8 protein-coding genes are annotated in these 22,605 nt (G+C 70.4%); all 8 read left to right on the forward strand.

All coding sequences use genetic code 11. The features are described 5' to 3' along the window. The first annotated feature begins 211 nt into the window (after positions 1–211). Positions 212–805 carry an alpha-ketoglutarate-dependent dioxygenase AlkB family protein gene (locus ABFO07_RS20190; protein ID WP_060148447.1) on the forward strand — a complete coding sequence of 198 codons (594 nt, stop codon included), beginning with the start codon at positions 212–214 and terminating at the stop codon, positions 803–805. A 204-nt stretch (positions 806–1,009) separates the two neighbouring features. Further along, positions 1,010–1,216 carry a hypothetical protein gene (locus ABFO07_RS20195; RefSeq protein ID WP_059563111.1) on the forward strand — a complete coding sequence of 69 codons (207 nt, stop codon included), beginning with the start codon at positions 1,010–1,012 and terminating at the stop codon, positions 1,214–1,216. Positions 1,217–1,491: 275 nt separating this feature from the next. Beyond that, complete coding sequence (gene gspI / locus ABFO07_RS20200; RefSeq protein ID WP_059884178.1) at positions 1,492–1,926, forward strand: type II secretion system minor pseudopilin GspI; 435 nt, start codon at positions 1,492–1,494, stop codon at positions 1,924–1,926. After that, entirely contained in the window at positions 1,910–2,572 is a 663-nt protein-coding gene (locus tag ABFO07_RS20205) for a PulJ/GspJ family protein (RefSeq protein WP_059804801.1), read from the forward strand. The genes gspI and ABFO07_RS20205 overlap by 17 nt, the downstream gene beginning before the upstream one ends. Positions 2,573–2,752: 180 nt before the next feature. Beyond that, a complete protein-coding gene (locus ABFO07_RS20210; protein ID WP_330996158.1) occupies positions 2,753–4,975 on the forward strand; it encodes a tetratricopeptide repeat protein in 2,223 nt (740 codons plus the stop codon). 31 nt (positions 4,976–5,006) lie between these two features. After that, positions 5,007–7,259, forward strand: a complete 2,253-nt coding sequence (locus tag ABFO07_RS20215; RefSeq protein ID WP_347469465.1) for a tetratricopeptide repeat protein — start codon at positions 5,007–5,009, stop codon at positions 7,257–7,259. Beyond that, positions 7,256–9,496 carry a tetratricopeptide repeat protein gene (locus tag ABFO07_RS20220; RefSeq protein ID WP_347469466.1) on the forward strand — a complete coding sequence of 747 codons (2,241 nt, stop codon included), beginning with the start codon at positions 7,256–7,258 and terminating at the stop codon, positions 9,494–9,496. Before ABFO07_RS20215 ends, ABFO07_RS20220 begins: the two co-directional genes overlap by 4 nt. A gap of 191 nt (positions 9,497–9,687) precedes the next feature. Beyond that, complete coding sequence (locus ABFO07_RS20225) at positions 9,688–22,563, forward strand: filamentous haemagglutinin family protein (RefSeq protein WP_430733072.1); 12,876 nt, start codon at positions 9,688–9,690, stop codon at positions 22,561–22,563. The last annotated feature ends 42 nt before the right edge of the window (positions 22,564–22,605 follow it).

Here is a 22,605-nt window from a genome sequence, read left to right on the forward strand (position 1 = left end):
AGGGTGACGAAAAAGCCGCGCCGCGGCGGCCGGCATGGCCGGAACGCGGGGGGCAGCATGCCGCGATGATAGCGTGACGCGCCCGCGCCCGGCCGGCGCGACGGGCGACGCCGCACGAATGAGCGAGCATGGCGGCCGCGCGCGCCGTTCGCTAACATGCAATCATGCATCGCCCGTCGATGTTTGCTGCCTGAATTTCCATCCCTTCGACATGTCCTCCACGCCCGATCTCTTCGATGACACCCCCGCGCCCGACGTCGACTGGTATCCGGACTGGCTCGCGCCGCCGGACGCCGATCGCCTGCTGGCCGCGCTGATCGACGAGGTCGCGTGGCGCCAGGACGCGATCCGCACGCCGCGCGGGCGCATTCCGCTGCCGCGCCTGACCGCATGGCAGGGCGAGCCCGAAGCCGTCTACGTGTATTCCGGCATCCGCAACGTGCCCGCGCCATGGACGCCGGCCGTGCTCGCGCTGAAGCGCGCGGTCGAGGCGACCTGCCGCGCGCGCTTCAACAGCGTGCTGCTGAACCGCTACCGCAACGGGCTCGACAGCATGGGCTGGCACGCGGACAACGAGCCCGAACTCGGCGCCGCGCCGGTGATCGCGTCGGTGAGCCTCGGCGCGATGCGCGTGTTCGACCTGCGGCACCGCGCGAGCGGCGTCACGCACGCGTACCGCCTGACGCACGGCAGCCTGCTCGTGATGCGCGGCCGGACCCAGGCCGAATGGCAGCATCGCGTGCCGAAAGCGCCGGCCGTGCAGGGCGAGCGCGTGAACCTGACGTTCCGGCTGGTCGACGCGTGACTCGAAATTGAATCAATGAATCGATTTATGTCGCTCGATAGCTGAGTAGAACCGCTAATGGTGCGTTGCAACAATCCTCGACTACACTGCGTGATGGACCGGCGTGCGTCGACTACTGAGAGAGCATCGACAGCCGCCGGAATGATTGCATCGCATGCCCGGACCTCGGCAGGCGCCGAACGGCGGGCAGCGGGAGAACAGCGCGTGACCGGACTGCATGAATCCCTCGAACCCTTGCTGCACGTCTTCGAACAGGACGGCGAATGGCAATGGGCGTTGACGGTGAAGCGGGCGGCTGGCGTCGGCGTGAAGGTGGTCGCGTTCAGCCGTGACGGCTTTTATCGGGAAGCGGACGCCCAGGCGGCCGGCGAGCGTGCGCTCGCATCGTTCGACGGCCCCGTGATGGCGTGAAAGCGCCGGCCGGCGTCGACGCCCGTGACGGGCGGACGGTGCGCGCTGCCGGCGTGTGATCGCAGTGCGGTTTCGTCGCAATCGCCATTCGAATTGCTTGCGGTTCATACCGGCGGGCGATGACGCCCGTTGCCGGTTTCCCATCCCGCCCGTCGTATCTCCCTTCCTCGCACGGCCGAAATGGTCCGTATCTTTCGACACGCCCCTGCCACAGGTTTCGCTTAACGTTGGCCGCGCATCCGGCCGGCGAGCCGGACAACCGACCGACGTGGGCCATGCGCGACGACCAGACTGAACACGACAACCGCCCCGTGCGCGGCGCGCCGCTTGCGGCACGGGGGCAGCAAGCGGGCTTCACGCTGATCGAGGTGCTGATCGCGCTCGCGATCGTCGCGGTTGCGCTGGGCGCGGTGATGCGCGCGATCGGCGCGCTCGCGTCGGACACCGACACGGCCCGCATGCGCCTGCTCGCGCTGTGGAGCGCGGACAACGCGCTCGGCGCGATCCGCATCGCCGCCGCCTGGCCGCCGGTCGGCACCAGCACGTTCGCGTGCCCGCAGGGGCCGTACCGGTTCGTGTGCCGCCAGCGCGTGACGGCGCTGCCGAGCCCGCTCGTGCGCCAGGTGACGGTGAGCGTGCACCCGTCGGCGTCGAGCCGGAACGTGCTCGCCGAAGTCGTCACCGTCGTCCAGAATGAAGCGCGCCGCTGACCGTCGCGCGCGGCGGCGCGCCCGCGGCTTCACGCTGATCGAGATGCTGGTTGCGATCGCGCTGCTGGCCGTGATCGCGCTGCTGTCGTGGCGCGGCCTCGACGCGACGATTCGCGGGCGCGACGGTATCGCGTCGAACCTGACGCAAACGCGGCTGCTCGGCCGCTATTTCTCGCAACTCCAGTTCGACCTGCTGAACCTCGTGACGGCCGACGAGGTGTTCGGGCCGCCGCTGCGGATCCGCCCGAACGAACTGGTGCTCGTGCGGCACGTCGGCGTCGGCGCCGGGCCGACGCACGTGCAGGTCGTGCGCTATCAGCTGAAAGGGCGCGAACTTGCGCGCAGCGCGTCGCAGCCGCTGGCGTCGCTCGCCGAACTCGAAGGCGCGCTGCAGCAGATGGACAGCTTCGCGCGCGTGGTCGTGAGCCGCGACGCGCGTGCATTGCAGTTGTCGGTATGGATCGCGCCGGACGGGTGGACGGCCAGCCAGCCGCTCGTCGAACAGACCTACGCGCAGTTCCTCGCGCAGCACGGCATCAGCAGCACCACGTCGCTCGGGATGCCGCTGCCGCGCGGCATTCGCTTCGCGGTCGCGCTCGGCACGCCGCCGGTCGAATACGTGCGCACGATCCCGATCGGCCAGTGAGCGGCACGCCCGCCGCGCATGCGCGGCGGCGCATCCCGCGCGCCCGGCAAAATGGTCCGTAACATTCGTCATACGCGTGTTACCGCCCGTCCCTAGTCTCGCGTCGAGAGCGATTGCCGCGACCCGCCGCTTCCGGCGGGCGATCGGCGACGGATTCCGCAAGACGGCAAGGGGGCCAACGTGGCGGGCGAGTACTCACATGGCGCACAGGTGCGCGCATCCGCGCATCACGCATCCGGAACACACGCGTCGGCGGCGATCCTGACCCGCGCGAGGAACCGGCACAGCGCGGGGCAGTTCGACGACGCCGCGCGCGACTATCTCACCGTGCTCGCGAACGAGCCGGACCATCCGCAGGCGCTGCACCTGTACGGCGTGCTGCAATACCAGCGCGGCGCGGCCGCCGACGCGGAGGCGCTGCTGCGGCAGTCGATCGCGATCGAAGCGGGTGCGCGGGCGCTGTCGGATCTCGGCGCGATTCTCGGGGAAAGCGGCCGGATCGACGAAGCGCTCGCGCAGTTCGACGCGGCGCTGCGCGTCGAGCCGAACGACGTGCAGACGCTGGTGCGGCTCGGCAATACGCTGATCGGGCTGCACCGCCACGAACAGGCGCTGGCCGCGTTCGACCGGGCGCTCGCCGTGTCGCCGCTCGTGCTCGATGCGCTGTGCAATCGCGGCAGCGCGCTGCGCGCGCTCGGGCGTCATCAGGATGCGCTCGACACCTATGACCGCGCGCTGATGGTCGAGCCGCGCTCGTTCGAATCGTGGTTCAACCGCGGGCTCGCGCTGCGCGCGCTGCAGCGTCCGGCCGATGCGCTGCCGTGTTTCGACCGCGCGATCGGGATCCGGCCGGGCATCGCGGCGATGCTGTCGGCGCGCGGCGAGACGCTCGTCGCGCTCGGGCGCCTGAACGAAGCGCTGGGCGCGTTCAACGAGGCCATCGCCGCCGATCCCGCGCTGATCGACGCGCTCTACAACAGCGCGGTCGCGCTCGAACGGCTGAACCGCGCCGACGAGGCGCTCGCGCGCTGCGAACGCATGCTCGCGCTCGCGCCGCACGATGCGCGCGCGTTCGCGTGCCGCGGCAACGCGCTGCTGCAGCTCGCGCGCTACGACGACGCGCTCGACAGCTACGCCCGCGCGCTCGACCTCGCGCCCGGCGCGCCCGACATCGAATGCAATCGCGGCACCGCGCTGCGTTTCCTGAAGCGCTTCGACGAGGCGCTGCGCTGCTACGACACGGCGCTGGCAAGCGACGACCGCTTCGCCGAGGCCTGGGCCAACCGCAGCAGCGTGCTGCAGGACCTGCACCGCTACGACGAAGCGATGCACTCGCTCGATCGCGCGCTGGCGCTGCGGCCGGACCATGCGACGAGCTGGCTCAACCGCGGCAACCTTCACTCCGCGACCGGGCGCGCGGACGATGCGCTGGCTGCCTACGATCGCGCAATCGCACTGGATGCCGACGACGTGGAAGCGCGCGTCGCGCGCGCGTCGCTCCACCTCGTCGAAGGCGATTTCGCGCGCGGCTGGGCGGAGTACGAATGGCGCTTGCGCGATCCGGCGATCGCGCGGCACGCGCGCCCGTTCACGCAGCCGGCGTGGCGCGGCGACGGCGCGCTCGACGGCAGGACGATCCTGGTGCATGCCGAGCAGGGTTTCGGCGATACGTTGCAGTTCTGCCGCTATGTGCCGCAGCTCGCCGCCCAGGGCGCGCGCGTCGTGCTCGAAGTGCCGCCGCCGCTGCGCGCGCTCGTCGCCTCGCTGGAAGGGCCGGCACAGGTGATCGCGCGCGGCGAGCCGCTGCCGCCGTTCGACTGCCACTGCCCGTTGCCGAGCCTGCCGTTCGCGCTGCGCGCGCTGCTGCCCGGGATACCGCAACCCGTGCCTTATCTCCACGCGGATCCGCAACGGGTTCGCCAGTGGGCCGCGCTGCTCGGCAACCGGCGCCGCCCGCGCGTCGGGCTCGCGTGGGCCGGCAATCCGGAACACCGGAACGACCACCGCCGCTCGATCGATTTCGCGCGGCTCGCGCCGCTGTTCGACCTCGACGTCGACTGGATCAGCCTGCAGAAGAACGTGACGACACGCGAGCGCGCGTTGCTGGAGAACGCGCCGGTGCTGCGCGTGGACGACGAGCTCGGCGATTTCGCGGAGACGGCGGCGCTGATCGCATCGCTGGACCTCGTGATTTCCGTCGATTCGGCGGTCGCGCACCTGGCCGGCGCGCTCGGCCATCCGGTGTGGGTGCTGCTGCCGGACCCGCCGGAATGGCGCTGGATGCGCGAGCGGCTCGACAGCCCGTGGTATCCGGGCGCGCGCCTGTTCCGCCAGTCCGTTGCGGGCGAATGGGCGGGCGTGATCGACGCGGTGCGGGCCGCGCTCAGCCGGCTGACACATTAGACGACACATGCGACAACCCGGGGGCCACACAATGACATCGAACGGTGCAGGCACGCCGCTCGCGACATCGACGATCGCGCAGCCGTCGCCCGAGATCCGTCCATCCGACGCCGCGCAGCTCGACCGGCTGCTGGAGCGGGCACGCAACGCGCATCGCGAGGGCGCGCTGCAGCATGCCGAGCAGGCGTATGCGCAACTGCTGACGCTCGCGCCCGATCATCCGGAGGCGCTGCATCTGCTCGGCGCGGTGCGATTCCAGCAAGGGCAGCTGCCCGAAGCCGACACGCTGATGCGGCGCTCGATCGAGCGGCAGCCGGCGCCGCTCGCGCTCGCGAACCACGCGGCGGTGCTCGCGGGCCTCGGGCGCGAGCCGGAAGCGCTGGCGCGTCTCGACGAAGCGCTGGCGATCAATCCCGCGCACCCGCGCGCGCTGTTTCAGCGCGCGGGCCTGCTCGCGCAGCTCGCGCGCCACGGCGACGCATGCGCGGCCTACGACCGCCTGCTCGAACTCGCGCCGGGCTTCGCGGACGGCTTCGTGAAGCGCGGCGAGACGCTGCTGGCGCTCGGCCGCTTCGACGCGGCGCTGGCCGATTGCGAGCACGCGGTCGCCATCGCCGGACGCACGTTCGACGCGCTGCGCGCGCGCGGGCTGGCGCTGCGCGGGCTCGGCCGGTTCCGCGACGCGGCGCAAAGCTACGATCATGCGCTGGCGCTCGTGCCGGGCAGCGCCGAAGTGCTGTTCCTGCGCGGCGTCGCGTACCTGGACCTCGGCGAACCGGAACGCGCGCTCGCCGACTTCAACACCGCGATGGCCGCGAGCCCCGGTTTCGTCGATGCGATCTTCAACAGCTCGGTCGCGCTCGAACAGCTCGGGCGGCACGACGAGGCGCTGGTCCGCTGCGACCGGGTGCTCGCGATCGACCCGCGGCACGCACGCGCACTCGCCAACCGCGGCAACGCGGCGAGCCACCTCGCGCGCTATCGCGACGCGATCGACAGCTATGCGCGCGCGCTCGACGCCGAACCCGACAACCCGGGCGTGCTGTGCAACTACGCGAGCGCGCTGATCGCCGTCGACCGCCACGACGACGCGCACGACGCGTGCGACCGCGCGCTGGCGGCCGATCCGGGCTACGCGCACGCGTGGTTCACGCGCGGCCGGGTGCGGCTGGAGACCCATCGTTACGACGATGCGCTGGCCGACTTCACGCGCGTGATCGCGGCGTCGCCGCGCGACAAGCTCACGCATTTCCACCGCGGCAATGCGCTGCGCGCGCTGCGCCGCCACGACGAGGCGCGGCAGGCGTACGCGGACGCGATCGACATCGATCCCGATTACGTGCAGGCGCACTGCATGCGTGCGTTCCTGTGCCTGTCGATCGGCGATTTCGAAGCAGGCTGGGCCGAATACGAATGGCGCTGGCGCGACCGCCAGCTCGACGCGAGCCGGCGCGCGTTCGCGCAGCCGCGCTGGACGCGGGATCTGCCGCTCGACGGGCAGACGATCCTGCTGTACGCGGAGCAGGGGCTCGGCGACACGCTGCAATTCTGCCGCTACGTGCCGCTCGTGAAGGCGCTGGGCGCGCGGGTGGTGCTCGAATCGCCGGTCGAGCTGACGGCGCTGTTCGCGACGCTCGACGGCGTCGACGCGCTGGTGCCGCGCGGCGCGCCGCTGCCGCCGTTCGACCTGCATTGCCCGCTGCTGAGCCTGCCGCACGAATTCCGCACCGACCTCGCGTCGATTCCGGCCGGCGTGCCGTATCTGCGGGCGGACCCGGCGCGCATCGCGCGCTGGCGCGAACGGCTCGGCGAACCCGCGCGGCCGCGCATCGGGCTCGTGTGGTCCGGCAACCCGCTGCACGTGAACGACCGCAACCGCTCGATGGCGCTGGCCGACCTGCTGCCGCTGCTCGACGATCGCTACGAATGGGTGTGCGCGCAGAAGGTGCTGCGCGACGAGGATCGCCCGCTGCTCGATGCTGCGCCGGTCCGCTTCGTCGGCGACGCGCTCGAGGATTTCGCGGATACGGCCGCGCTCACCGCGCTGATGGATGGCGTGGTCAGCGTCGACACGTCGGTCGCGCACCTGGCCGGCGCGCTCGGGCGGCCGCTCGCGCTGATGATCCCGTACACGCCCGATTTCCGCTGGCTGCTCGATCGCGACGACAGTCCGTGGTATCCGGGCGCGCGGCTGTTCCGCCAGCCGGAAGGCGGACAGTGGGCGCCGGTCGTCGAGCGGATCCGCGCCGCGTTGCCGGCGATGGTGGACGGAGGCGCGCGATGAGCACGCGCGACGCGGCGCAGGCGCTCGCGCCCGGCGCGGGCATCGGCACGCTGCGCGCGGCGCTCGACGACGCGCTGCGCAACGCGCGCACGCGGCTCGAACAGCGCGACTTCGCCGGCGCCGCACGGCTGTACGAGGGCGTGCTGACGATGGCGCCCGATCACGTCGAGGCGCTGCACCTGCTCGGCGTCGCGTACCTGCGGCTCGGCGACCCGGCGCGTGCGGAGCCGCTGATCGCCCGCTCGATGCGGGGCGGCCTGAGTCAACCGTGGAATCTCGCGAACCATGCGGCGGCGCTGGCCGGCGTCGGCCGCCATCAGGATGCGCTCGCCGCGAGCGATCGCGCGCTGGCGCAGGACTCCGGCCACGCGGCGTCGCACTTCGCGCGCGGCGACGCGCTGCGCGCGCTCGGGCACTACGACGACGCGCTCGCCGCCTACGATCGCGCGCTCGGCCGCGAACCGGGCTACGCGAGCGCATGGTGCCGGCGCGGCGAGACGCTGCGGCTGCTCGGCCGGCCCGCCGATGCGCTGATCAGCGTCGAACACGCGCTGCGGATCGATCCGGACGACCCGGCCGCGCACGTCGAGCACGGCCATGCCTTGCGCGCGCTGGGCCGGTGCGACGAAGCGCTGCGCGCCTACCGGCTCGCGATGGTCGTGCGCGGCAAGACGCCCGAACTCGTGCATGCGTGCGGCGTCGTGCTGACCGAACTCGGCCGCCCGGCCGAAGCGCTCGCCTGCCTCGACGAAGGGCTCGCGGGCGCGCCGGACGATGCGCAGCTGCTGTTCGCGAGCTGCGTCGCGCTCGACCTGCTGCACGCGCGCGACGAGCTGCTGAAGCGCTGCGACCGGCTGATCGCGCTGGATCGCGGCAACCCGGCCGCGTGGATCGGCCGAGGCAATGCGCTGCTCGGCCTCGACCGGCATGCGGACGCGGCACACGCGTATGGCGAAGCGCTGGCGCGCACGCCCGACGACGTCGATGCGCTGCGCAACCGCGCGGCCGCACTGCGTGCGCTCGGCGCGTTCGACGACGCGCTCGCGCACTACGACCGCGCGCTCGCGACGACGGGGCCGCATGCGGAACTGCTATATCACCGCGCGCTGGCACTGCAGCAGCTCGGCCGCTATGACGACGCGTACGCGAGCCATGCGGCGGCGGCCCGCGCGCCGGCGATGCTCGCACAGCACCTGTTCACGCGCGCGGTCGCGCGCCAGCAGCTCGGCGAACACGACGCGGCGCTGGCCGATTTTCAGCTGGCGTGCGAGCGCGATCCGCATCACGGCGCGGCGCGCCGCTCGGAGGCGTTCTGCCACCTGCTGATGGGGGATTTCGACACGGGCTGGAAGCGGCATGAAGCGCGCTGGAGCGCCGCCGACACGATGCTGCACCGGCGCCATGCGGACCGGCCGATGTGGGACGGCGCCGCACCCGTCGCCGGGCGGACCGTGCTGCTGCATGCGGAGCAGGGCTATGGCGACACGCTGCAGTTCTGCCGCTACGCGAGCCTCGTCCACGACCGCGGCGCGACCGTGATCGTCGAAGCGCCGGCCGCGCTCGGGGGGCTGCTCGGCACGCTGCGCGGCGTGAGCCGCGTCGTCACCGAAGGGGCGCCGCTGCCGGCGTTCGACCTGCATTGCCCGCTGATGAGCCTGCCTTACGCGTTTCGCACGACGCTCGACACGGTGCCGGCCGACGCGCGCTACCTGCATGCCGACCCGACGCGCCGCGACGCATGGGCGGCACGGCTCGCCGGGATCGCGCCGCCGCGCCGCCTGAAGGTCGGCATCGCGTGGTCCGGCAACCCGCGCCACGCGAACGACGAGAACCGCTCGGTGCCGTTCGCCGCGCTCGCGCCGCTGCTGACGCTCGACGCGACCTTCGTGAGCCTGCAGCCGCAAGTGCGGCCGCGCGATGCCGATGCGTTCGCGGCGAGCGGCGTCGCGTCGTTCGAGGATGCCTTGACGGATTTCGCGGAGACGGCCGCGCTCGTCGACGCGCTGGATCTGGTGATCAGCGTCGACACGTCGGTCGCGCACCTGGCCGGCGCGCTCGGGCGGCCGGTGTGGGTGCTGCTGCCGCGCGTGCCGGACTGGCGCTGGCTCCTCGAGCGCGACGACAGCCCGTGGTACCCGGGCGCGACGCTGTTCCGGCAGGCGCGGCCCGGCGACTGGCCGGCCGTCGTCGCGCGCGTGGGCGCGGCGCTGGCCGCGCGCGCGAGCGCGCGCCCATGACAAAAGTTACGGACCTTTCGACGGCGGCCGGAATGGTCCGTAGCACCCGCCACGTCGCTGCCACGCGGGCTTCGTATGGTCTTCGGATTCCGGCAGCCTGCTCAAGGCGCAACGACATGCGCGGCAGCGGATCGGCGTCGACATCGGCGCGACCGTGGCCGCGCGCAATCTTCTAGGGTTCGGGGTGGAGAATGGCAGCACGCGCACGCACAGCACGACAACATGACCCGATTCGTTCGCGGTCGATCCTGAGATCGGACCTGCGTCCGCTATGCCGGGCGGTCGCCCTCGTGCTGGCGGCCGGCGTCACCGCGCATGCGCAGGCGGCGGGCATCATGAACCTCGGGCAGGCGGCGGCGCGCGCGCCGGGCGGCGGGGCGGGCGACATGCCGGGCGTGCCGAATCTCGGCGTGTCGCCGCAGCAGGCGCTGCAGGCGAGCCAGCCGTCGATCCGCAACCTCGGCTACGCGGCGCATGCGATCGCCGCGCAGATCGCGGCGCAGCAGAATGCGGCCGCGGCCGCCGCGAAGCTGCCGTCGACGGTGCCGAACGGGCTCGCGCCGGGCGGCCTGCAGGTCGCGGCGGGGGCGAGCAGCGATTCGAACAACCCCGTGCTCTGGTTCAATGCGAACGCGCCGCGGCAGAGCGTCGACGCGAACGGGCACGTGAACGTCGACGTCAAGCAGACCGGGCAGAACGCGGTGCTGACGTGGGAGACGATGAACGTCGGGCGGCAGACCACGCTCAACTTCGACCAGTCGGCCGGCACGCAGACCAACGGCGCGAACAACTGGGCCGTGCTGAACCGCGTGAACGACCCGAGCGGGCGGCCGAGCCAGATCCTCGGCAACATCACCGCGCAGGGGGCCGTGTACGTGATCAACCGCAACGGCGTGCTGTTCGGGGCCGGGTCGCAGGTCAACGTGCATTCGCTGGTGGCGTCGTCGCTGCACCTGCTGGACACGAAGAACCAGCTGATGCCGACGCCGGACGGCATCGTCGCGAGCAACAAGCAGTTCCTCAGCCTGCCGGCCGGCACGACCGGCGGCCTCGCGTATCCGCAGTCGGGCAGTTCGACCGGCGTGGTCGGGTCGAACCGGCCGAACGAAGTGCTGGGCCTCGGCACCCAGGCGGCGCTCGCCGGCGCGTACCAGGCGCCGGGCGACATCACGATCGAGCCGGGCGCGTCGATCACGACGCACGCCAACGGCACGGTGAGCGACGGCGGGTTCGTGCTGGTGGCCGCGCCGAACGTGACGAACGGCGGCAGCATCACCGCGACGGCCGGGCAGGTCGTGCTCGCGGCCGGCGTGGGCGTGAGCCTGCGCCCCAACGGGCTGGCCGGGAAGAACAATCCGCAGGTGCTGCTGCCGGAGCTGAGCGGGCAGATCGTCACGAGCGACCCGCAGACCGGCGCGACGATCGACGTGACGCCCGCGGGCACGCTGACCAACACGGGCATCATCCAGGCCGCGCGCGGCAACGTGAACCTGCTGGGCAGCCGCGTCGCGCAGAACGGCGTGGTGGGCGTGACGACGAGCGTGAGCACGCCCGGCACGATCGCGATCTCGACCGCCGACGAGTACGCGTCGAACGATCCGCTGGGCCGGGCGTACCCGGGCCAGGCCGGCGCGGTCGTGGGCGGGCCCGGCGGCGGCGCCGACGACGTGCACCGCGCGGGCCTGCTGAGCTTCGGCCCCGGATCGGTGACGGCGGTGCTGCCGGACAGCAACGGGCAGACCGCGACGTCCACGCCGGGCACGACCTTCACGCCGGGCGGCATCGCGATGACGGCCGGTTCGGTATGGTTCCAGGGGGGCTCGCTGATCGAGGCGCCGGGCTCGAACGTGTCGGTGACGGCATACGTGCCGCAGGTGGCCGGCGCGGCGCCGCCGCCCGGCCAGACCGCGGTGCCCGGCCGGATCTACGTGGACGGCGGCGCGACGATCGACGTGTCGGGCCTCGCGAACGTCGGCGCGCCGATCGCGCAGACGCTGCTCACGATCGACCGGATCGGGCAGAACGAGCTGGCCGATTCGCCGCTGCTGCGCAACAGCTTCCTGTACGGGCTGAAGGGCATGGTGGTCGACAGCACGCTGACGGGCACGCGCAGCGACGGCGTGCAGTGGGTCGGCAGCCCGATCCTGAACCTGTCGGGCTACGCGAACCTGATTCCGCGCACCGTCGACCAGTTGCTGACCAACGGCGGCACGATCACGCTCGCGGGCGGCGACGTGATGACGGCCACCGGGTCGTCGATGAACCTGAACGGCGGCTATGTGCATTACGCCGGCGGGATGGTGAACACGACGCGCCTCGTCGATGCGAACGGCGCGATCGTGCCGATCGGGCAGGCGAGCCCGTACGAGCGATACGTGGGGATCGCCGGGCAGTACGTCGAGAGCCACCCGCGCTGGGGCGTGACGAAGTCCTGGTTCAACCCGCTGCAGACGGCGGGCGCGTACCAGGCCGACTCCATCGTCGGCGGCAACGCGGGCACGCTCGACCTCTATGCGTCGCGCGCGCTGGTGCTCGACGGCGACGTCAGCGCGCAGGCGTTCGGCGGCGCGAAGCAGATGCAGGGCAACAGCCTGCCGTCGGGCGGCACGTTCAATCTCGGCGCCGATCCGAAGCTCGGCGGCGGTGCGCTGGCCGCGCTCGCGTGGAACAACAGCACCGCCGCGCCGTCGGGCATCACGGGGTTCACGATCCTGCAGGATCGGGCGCCGCAGCTGAGCGACCTGGCGCCGGCTTTTTCGATCGATACGCCGCTCGACAAGCATGCGTTGCAAGCGCTGCCCGACACCGATCCGCGCGATCTCCTGACGACGATGGTGGTGCCGGCCGCGACCCTGAACCAGGGCGGCTTCGCGAACCTGAACGTGACCCAGGACAAGGCGGGCGGCAAGGGCATCGCGGTCGAGCAGCATGCGCAACTGAACCTGCAGCCGGGCGGCTCCGTCACGCTCAACAGCTCGACGGGCGGCATGGACGTCAACGTCGAGGGCCGCTTGTCCGCGCCGGGCGGCTCGATCTCGATCACGAGCGGCGGCAATGTCGTCGTGGGCCCGCAGGCGGTGCTCAGTACCGCGGGTCAATGGGTGAACAACAATGTGCGGGCAGCGCCGGGCACGACGCCCGGCAACAGCCAGTTCATCAACGGCGGCAGCATTTCGCTGTCGGCCACCGAGAGTGTGATCGCGAATAACGGCGTCACCGCCGATACGACCGGCTCGATCCTGCTTCGGCCCGGCAGCGTGCTCGACGTCTCGAGCGGCGGGCAGATGCTGGCGAACGGTCAACTGCTGATGCAGGACGGCATCCCGGCCGGGCGGGCCGGCAATGTGTCGCTGCGCACGTATGTGGCGCCTCTCGCCCAGCAGTTCGGGCATACCGGCGACGGGGGGGCCAACCTTCCCGACAGGCAGCCGACGGCCGGCACGCTCGCGCTGGGCGGCACGATCCTCAGCGAAGGTTTCTCCGGCGGCGGCACGCTGTCGCTGCAGGCGCTCGGCTTCCGGATCGGCGGCGATCCGGCGGCGGCCGCGCCGTGGGACGTGTATCTGCCGGAGACCTTCTTTGCGCAGCAGGGCTTCGGCAAGTACGTGCTGAACGCGTACTACGACTCGGTCGTCGCACCCGGCGCGACGATCGCGCTGACGCAGCGGAACCTCGTGCCGGACCTGCCGGCGCTGCGGCAGGCGGGCACGGGCGCGAACCTGTCGGCCGGCGGCCTGACGACGATCGGCCGGCTCGACGCCTATCACCGGCAGGCAACGAATCTCGTGCTGACCGGCGGCAACTACGTGTCGTGGCTCACGCCGTCGGTCGCGACGCCGTCGTATCCGGGCGTGACCGGTGCGGTTACGGTGTCGGCCGGCGCGTCGATCCTTGCGGATGCCGGCGCGAGCATCGGCTTCGGCTCGCCGACGCAAGTCACCGTGCTCGGTTCGGTGCGTGCGCCGGGCGGCGCGATCACGCTGAGCGCGGACACGGGCGGCGCGTTCGCGCAGCCGGGGCAGTTCGGCGTCTACGTTCCGAGCGACAGCCGGTCGGTCTGGCTCGGCGCCGATGCGACGCTCGACGTGTCGGGCGTCGCGCTGGCCAATCCGCTCGCGACGCCGGTCAAGGTCGGCGGGCAAGCCGTCGTGCCGAACGTCGGCAAGGTCCTGCCGGGCGGTTCGGTCACGCTGTCGAGCGACACCGGCTACGTGGTCGCGCAGGCCGGCTCGAAGATCGACGCGTCGGGCGCGTCGGCAAACTTCGACCAGTTGCAGGCGAACGGCGCATATGCATCGCAGCCGGTGTGGAGCGACGCGGGGTCGATCACGCTGTCCGCCGCGTATGGCCTCTTTGCCGATGCGACGCTGGCAGCCCGCGCGGGCGCCGAGCCGGCGCGGGGCGGCACGCTGTCGATCCTGCCGCATCAGAACGCGAGCAGCGCCGGGGCGACCGCGCTGGTCGTGCGGCAGAGCGGGACGCTCGTGCCGGCCGGGCTGGCGCCGGGGCAAGCCTTCTCGACGGCGATCGACCCGGCCACCGGGCTGCCGGTCGGGCAACCGACCGGCGTGATCCAGTTCGTCGCCGACAGCCTGAACGGCTCGGGCATCGCGAATCTCGTGCTGGGCGACGGTGCGTCGTCGCACCTCAGGTCGCCGGTGCCGCCGATCGCATTCGCCGGCAACGTCAATCTGACGTTGCCGGAGTCGGTGACGCTGAATACCGGCCGGATCGCGGCGCTTGGGCTGGATCAGCTGACGACGCTGCTGTCGAAGCCCGCGAGCCAGCCGGACATCAATTCGACTCCGCCGACGGTGCTCTCGACGTTGCTCGCGCAGCCGCAGCCGCCGCTCGGCACGCGTGTGTCGATCGATGCGCCGTATGTTGCGGTGGCCGGCCCGGTGAACACGACGCAGTCGCCCGGGTTGGCGCCGGTCGCCGCGCTGTCGGATGCGACGCTGAACGTCAACGCGTCGTTCATCGATCTGCGCAATCAGTTCCAGCTGAACAATTTCGGCCAGGCGAACTTCAACAGCCGCGGCGACATCCGGCTCAGTTCGACGAACGTGACGACGGCGGGCACGGTCGCGCCGCTGGCCGGCGTGCTGTACACGCCCGGCAACCTGACGTTCAGCGCGGCGAGCCTGTATCCGGCCACCGGCAGCACGTTCATCGTCGATGCGGTCGGCCCGATCGATCCGGTCACGGGCAAGCCCGCGCCGACGGCGGTCACGTTCGCGTCGAACGGCACGTCGGGCGCGCCGCTGTCGGCCGGCGGCACGCTGCTGGTGGACGCGACGAACATCGTGCAGGGCGGCGCGGTGCGCGCGCCGTCGGGCACCCTCGTGTTCGGCGTCGGCGACCCGGCGAACGCGGCGACGCAGGCGCAGTTCAACAACCTGCCGCTCGTCGCGACCGACTCGGTGACGTTCGCGAAAGGCAGCGTGACCTCGGTGTCGAACGGCGACGCGATCATTCCGTACGGCACGACCGTCGACGGCGTGCAGTGGCAGTACAACCCGTTCGCGGGGACGACGGCGGCCGACCTGGGCGCGCCGCCGGCGAAGTTCATCGGCGTGAACGGCAGCCGCGTGGCGCTCGACAAGGGCGCGACGATCGACCTGTCGGGCGGCGGCGACCTGCAGGCCGCCGAATGGGTGCCGGGCACGGGCGGCACGCGCGACGTGCTGTCGCAATACAACGTGAGCTACGCGAACGGCAAGGGCGCGACGGCCGTGCCGGTCAACGCCGGCGGCGGGAACGTGTATGCGATCCTGCCGGGCGCGCAGTCGCCCGTTGCCGCATACGACCCGGTGTTCGCGCAAACCGTGCAGCCGCAGCTCAACGACAACGGCACGGCGTCCACCACGACGGCCACGCTCGGCGTCGGCCGGGCCGGGATGAACGACGCGATCGGCAAGGCGGTGTACCTGTCCGGCGTGCCGGGGCTGGCCGCCGGCTACTACACGCTGCTGCCGGGCAAGTACGCGACGGTGCCGGGCGCGTATCGCGTGACGGTGTCGGGCACGCCGGGCAACGTCGCGCCGGGCGCGAGCAAGGTGCTGCCGGACGGCACGGTGGTCACGGCCGGCTACTTTGCCGACGCAGTGACGGGCGGGCGCAGCGCGACGCCGACGCTGTTCAGCGTGCAGTCGGGCCCGGTGTGGCAGCAGTATTCGCAATACACGCTGAAGGGCGCTAACACCTTCTTCACCGAGCAGGCGGCAAAGAAGGGCAACGTCACGCCGCCGCTGCCGGTGGACGGCGGGCAACTGGTGCTGGCGGCGACCCGCGCGCTCGCGCTCGGCGCGACGCTGAACACCGCCGCCGGCGCGGGCGGCGCGCCGGCCGAAGTCGATATCGCGTCGCGCGACATCCAGGTCACCGGCAACGGCAGCGCGGCGCTGGCGGGCTATCTGCAGATCGGCGCGAACGAGCTCGGCTCGCTGAACGCGGGCAGCCTGCTGATCGGCGGCACGCGCACGGCGACGACGAAAGGTGTGACGATCACGCCGATCGCGAACAGCGTGGTCGTGTCGAACGACGCGAATTCCGCGCTGAAGGGGCCCGAGATCCTGCTCGTGACGAAGGCCGATGCGAGCGGCACGGATCCGAACGCGGCCAACGGCTTGCGCGTCGATGCGGGCGCGTCGATCGCGGCGGCGGGCGAATATCCGGCCGCGAAGGATCAGCCGATCGCGATCGCCGGCGACGGCGCGCTGCTGCGCGTATCGAACGGCGCGATGGCGCCGCTCGCGCGCACGGGCGGCACGGGCACCGGCCTGCTGACGGTCGGCGCGGGCGCGACGCTGGCCGGCGGGCAGGCGCTGCTGCTCGACTCGTCCGGCAACCTGAAGGTCGACCCGAGCGCGGTGCTGTCGGCGAAGGCGATCACGGCGGACGGCTCGGCCATCACGTTCACGAACGCGAAGGGCGCGGCGGCGGCGAACCTGCCGGGGTTCGTGATCGATCCGGCGGGGCTCGCGCAGTTCGCGAACGCGCAACTGGTGACGCTGCGCAGTTACGGGGCGATCGGCTTCGTCGGCGACGTCGACGCGACGTTCGGCAACAGCGTCGACCTGAGCGCGGGCACTTTCACGAGCGACGGCGGCCGCGTGACGCTGAATGCGCCGCAGCTCGCGTTCACGAACGAGATGGGCGCGCCGGTCGGCACGGCGGCGCCGGGCGGCGGCACGCTGACGGTCAACGCGAAGGAGATCGATTTCGGCACGGGCGCGAAGACCGTGAGCGGATTCGGCGCGGCCACCCTGAACGCGACCGGCGGCATCGTCGGGCAGGGCACGGGCACGTTCGACTTCGGCGCGCTGCCGGTGACGCTCAATGCGCCGGTGTACCTCGCCGATACGCGTTCGGCGTCGACGGTGAAGACGACCGGCGCGCTGACATTGAACGCGGCGCCCGGCACGGCGTTGACGAAAACGCCGGTGGGCGGCGCGTGGAGCTTCATCGGCGGAACGCTCCTCGACAACGGCGCGACGATTACCGCGCCGGCGGGCAACGTGAGCCTGCAGGCGACGAGCGGGAACCTGACGATCGGCAGCGGCGCGACGGTGAGTGCGGCGGGCGTGTCGAAGCAGTTCTTCGACGTGACGCAGTACGCGCCGGCCGGGTCGATCCAGCTGACCGCCGATGCGGGCACGGTCGACGTGCAGCCTGGCGCGACCCTCGACTTCTCGGGCGCGAAGGGCGGCGGTGCGGCGGGCAGCCTGGCGCTGGCGGCGCCGAAGCAAGGGGTGAACCTGAACGGCGCAATCAAGGGCGGCGCGGCGAACGGCTACGCGGGCGGCTCGCTGTCGCTCGACACCGCGGGCGCGGCGGATCTCGACGCGCTCGCGAAGACGCTCGCGTCGAGCGGCGTGAACCAGTCGATCACGGTGCACACGAAGACGGGCAACCTGACGCTGTCGCCGGGCAATGCGCTGACCGCGCATGCGGTGTCGCTGACGGCCGATGGTGGGGCGGGGAATGCGTCGGATACGGCGAACGGCAATGTGAGCGTGCTGGGGACGATCGATGCGTCGGGGCAAGCAGGCGGGAAGATCGCGTTGTTCGGCCGCAGCGGGGTGGATGTCGAGGGCACGCTGCTCGCGCGCAGCACCGATGCGGCCCAGCGCGGCGGCACGGTGAACATCGGCACCAGCGCGGTGTTCGATCCGGGCGTCGCGAATCCGTACAACGGGACGTATGGCTATGAGAATTTCGATCCGTCGCGCGCGGGGCTGATCCGGGTCGGCGAAAACGCGCTGATCGACGTGTCGGGCGGTACGGCAGGCGGGCTGTCGGGCGGCACGGTGACGTTCCGCGCGCCGCTGCTCGCCGACGGCAGCGTCAACGTGCAGTTGCCGGCAGCGTTCAAGAACGCCAAGGGCGTCGCCGGCTCGCGTGCGACGTCGCTCGAGGCGTATGGCGTGTGGAGTACGACCGACGCGTCGACGGGCGCGCAGCACTTCGACGGCATCGTCGATCCGGCCGGCTGGTTCGACAGCAAGGGGCACCTGCTGGCCGGCACGTTTACCGCGCAGGGCGCGGGCGGCGCAACGTTTACGTTCACGCCCGATCCGAACGGCAGCGGCCTCGGCACGGTGACGAACACCGCGACGGGCGCGCAATTCACGCTGACCGATCCGGCGCAGCTTTACGCGGGGGTGAAGTCGGACGCGTTCGCCGGCTTCAACGGGCTGAACGGCATGTATTTCTCGCCGACGAGCGCGAATACCGATCACCAGAACTATTACGGCGGGCAGATCGTGAAGGCCGCCGACGGAACGCTGACGATGCAGCCCGGCACGCTGATGGATTTCATCCAGCGCGGCCTCGGTGCGAGCGGGCCCGCGCTCGTCGGGCAGACGTCGAATATCGCGAACTTCCGCGTGGTGCCGGGCATCGAGCTGGACAATCCGGGCGCGACGATCAACAACGGCAACATCTCGATCCTGTCGAACTGGAATCTCGGCGCCGGGCTGCCGAACGACAACGGCTCGATCACGCCGGCGTACCGCTACCACGACACGATCGCGCCGATGCTGACGTTCCGCGCGGCAGGCAATGTCGACGCGCAGGCCAGCATCACCGACGGGTTCTTCCAGAGTCAGGTGGCGACGATCCTCGGGGCGGCGGGGGATGCGTCGGCCACCGGCACGTATGCGGATGCGTTGAAGCTGTACAACGGGTTGATGGCCGTGAGCGATCCGGCGTCGATTACGGTGCAGTTCTTCGGCGGGGCGAGCCAGTCGCTCGCTTCGTTCGCCGGCGATCCGCAAAACCCGCTGTACGACCCCAATGTTTCGTTGCGCGCACCGCTCACGAGCCAGGCGTCCGAGTACTATTCCGACTACCTTCAATACGCGAATGCGTGGGGAACGTACTATGGCGACTGGGCAAGCGGCCGGTACACGTCGCACATCCTGCCCTACAGTCCGCTGAATACGCCGGCGCCGGTTCCGTCGAGTTTCCCGACCTATCAGGATTACGCGCTCGCGTATTACGACGAGAATGGACCGAGCTGGCTGAAAGGCTATACCAATTTCACCATCGTCGGCTTCGTGCGGAATGGCACGACGGTCATTCCGAAGTTCGGCACACCGACGCCACCGGTCGCTTCGTCGAATCCGAAGGATTACGGACAGTACATTTCCGTCTATAACGGCTATCTGAACCAAGTCACGAGCATTACGACGGCCACTCCGCCCGTGCTGCAGCCGAAGGGCGTATACAGCTTCTTCTTCGCGCCGACCGCGCCGTTGTCGATCCCGTTCACGGGCGTGAACATCGGCGCGTTGCCGGGAAATGCGCCGGCCAACGTCGCGACCGCCAACAACCCGTTGCCGATCAGTTTCGCGGCGCTCCTCGGTGGGCAGAGTGCGTCGTACCGGATCGTCGCGGGCGCGGATACCGCCAGCGCCAATCCGCTTGCGCTGCAGGCCGTTGCGGCATTCGGCTCCGGCGGCGCGTCGACGGGCAACGTGACGCTGAACCAGCATACCGCGTATGTCGATTCGAACGGGCGGACGCTGCTGCAGCCGACGACGATTCGTACCGGCACCGGGTCGATCGACATCGCCGCGGGCAACGACTTCGCGTTGTCCGATACGACTGCGCCGGGCGTGGTGTACACGGCCGGTGCACCCGCGCAGGGTGCGCCCGCGCTGGGTCTGGCCAGCGCACTGATGAGCGGCGCACCGGGGAGCCCCGACATTCTGGTCACGCCGACCGTGAACCCGGATTCGGCCGGCGATATCACGATTCATGCGCAGCGCAACGTCGACGGCGTGCAGAACGTCACCGATACGACAGGCGAGGTGACGGGGCAGGCCGGCAACAGCATCAGCCAGTACTGGTGGCAGTGGATGCAGATCTCGCCGGACAAGACGGTCACGAAGAAGACCGACGGTACGATGGTCTATACGCCGCTGGCCCGCAGTTCGATCGACTTCGGCGCGTTTGGCCAGGGGGTGATGAGCGTCGGCGGCAATGTGTCGATCAGCGCGGGCGGCAATATTTCCGACCTTGCCGTATCGCTGCCGACGACCTGGTACAAGGATGCCAGCGACACCCCGGTGACCGTCGGCGGCGGCAACCTGACCGTGAGGGCGGGTGGCGATATCCTGAGCGGCAGCTACTTCGTCGCGAAGGGAACGGGAGCGATCGCGGCCGGTGGAAGCATCGGCGCGGATATCGCCCTGCCGTGGCGAATGCTCGGCGCTGAGCCGATTGCCGTATCGACGGTGCTTGCCGCGCAGGATGGCGTGTTGAACGTGACCGCGCGGCAGGGCGTCGATATAGGCGCGATGCTCAATCCGTCTTATTCAAGCACGTTCCAGCAAGCCAACAACAGCGAACAGCCGAACATTAGTCTCTCGGATTATTCGCAGTATGCCGACAGCCAAGGCTATTCCTCGTCTTCCGCGGTGAACGTGTTGTCCACGACGGGCGATGTACGGTTCGGTACGCTCGGCGCAACGCTGACCGGCACGAACGGTGTATTGCCAGCCAGCCTGAATCTGACCGCGTTCAACGGCGGCATCGGCATCGATTCGGGCGGCACGTTGTATCCGTCCGCCACCGGGCAGATGAATTTGATTGCCACCCAGTCCGTGAGTCTCTCCAACGTCGCGACGAAATACACCGCGGCCTACCTGCCCGGCGTACTGGGCATGTCGGATGCGGATCAGGCGCAGATGCCGTCACCGACGAACCCGCTGGCGAAGGTCCCGCTTCCGACCGATGTGACGCTTGCTGCACATGCACTCAATGCGCTGCACGGCGGCGATTCGACGCCTGCGCGCATCTACAGCCTGAACGGGAGCATCGTCAACGGCGTGGCCAGTACGCCAGATATTCCAGGCGCAGGTGACGGCCTCTACGGGAGTCTCGTCACGCTTTCGATCGACAAGCCGGCGCTCATCCAGGCGGGGCAGGATATCGTCAACCTCGCGTTCCTGGGCCAGAACCTGCGCAGCTCGGACATGACCCGCATCGTAGCGGGCCGCGACATCTACGATACGCCGATACCTAATGGCGGCGGCGGTGCAGTGCCTGTGCTGGCGGTCGGCGGTCCAGGCTGGCTCGACGTGCAAGCCGGGCGCAATATCGGTCCGCTGACGAGCCGGGCCGAACTGTTCAACGCGCATGCCGACACCGCATCGGTTACGCAGGTTTTCACGGGCATCAACGCGGTCGGCAACGCGAACAACCCGAACCTTCCGCATGAAAGCGCGAACGTCAACGTGCGGTTCGGCGTCGGGCCGGGTGTCGATCTGCAGGGGTTCATCTCGGCCTACATCGCGCCGGGCAGCGCCGTGGCAGGCATACCGAGCGCGACGCCGGCCCTGATCGCGTTCATGGAGCAGTACGACGCGGGGCTTGGCGTCGACACGGGATTGCTGGTCGACAAGCAGGCGGCACAGGCCAGGGTGGGCCGCCTGACGGCCGACGAAGCGTGGAAGCAGTTCCAGGCATTGCCGTCGCATGTGCAGCAGCTTTTTGCCGAGAAGGTGCTGTTTGGCGTACTGACGCGCGTCGGCGAGGATTTCAACGATGCGTCGAGTCCGTACCACGATCAGTATGCGAGAGGCTATCAGGCGATCAATACGCTGTTCCCGGCTTCGTACGGCTATACCGCCAACAATCTGGGCGGCGGCTCCAACGGCGCGAACAAAACCGCCAATACGGGCAATCTCGACATCCGCAGCACGACGATCCAGACCCAGCAGGGTGGCGACATCACGATCCTCGGGCCGGGCGGGCAGGCGCTCGTCGGCAGCGCCTCGGCGCCGCCGCAGGTCGTCGATGGCACGGGGACGGTCGTCGCCGGTCCCGGCACGATGGGGATCCTCGCGCTCGAAAAAGGTGACGTCAACATCTTCACCGACCAGAGCGTGCTGCTTGCGCAGAGCCGGATCTTCACCGAGCAGGGCGGCGACATGACGATCTGGAGTTCAAATGGCGACATCAACGCGGGCAAGGGCTCCAAGTCGTCGGCCGACACGCCGGCGCCGCAGTATGTGTGCGACGCGAACCACTACTGCACGGTCGACGCGCGCGGCCAGGTGACGGGGGCAGGCATCGCGACGCTGCAGAGCGTGCCGGGCGCGCCGAACGGCACGATCAACCTGATCGCGCCGCGCGGAACGGTCGATGCGGGCGATGCGGGCATTCGCGCGGGCAACCTGAACGTCGCGGCGCTGCATGTCGTGAATGCGGACAACATTCAGGTGACGGGCAAGTCGACCGGCATTCCGCTCGTGCAGGCCGTGAATACGGGCGCATTGACTGCCGCGAGTGCGGCGGCGTCGGCGGCGAGCCAGGTCGCGCAGGACCTCGCGAAGAACAACGCGGCGGGCGGCAGCCAGCGTCGCTGGACGATCACCGTGCAGGTCGAGGGCTTCGGCGATAGCGGCGCGGATGGCGGCGCGAAGCGGCGCAAGTCGGAACAGGTCGGCTACGATCCGTCGAACGCCGTTTCGCTGCTGGGATTCGGCTCCGCCGGGCCGACGCAGCGGACGTTGCTCAGCAAGGACGAGCTCGGGAAGTTGAACCGGTTTTGAGCGTTGTCTGTCAGGAAACCCCGGAACAGGTCATGAGCAACG

It is taken from the genome of Burkholderia stagnalis (genome assembly GCF_039848545.1).
Lineage (GTDB): Bacteria > Pseudomonadota > Gammaproteobacteria > Burkholderiales > Burkholderiaceae > Burkholderia > Burkholderia stagnalis.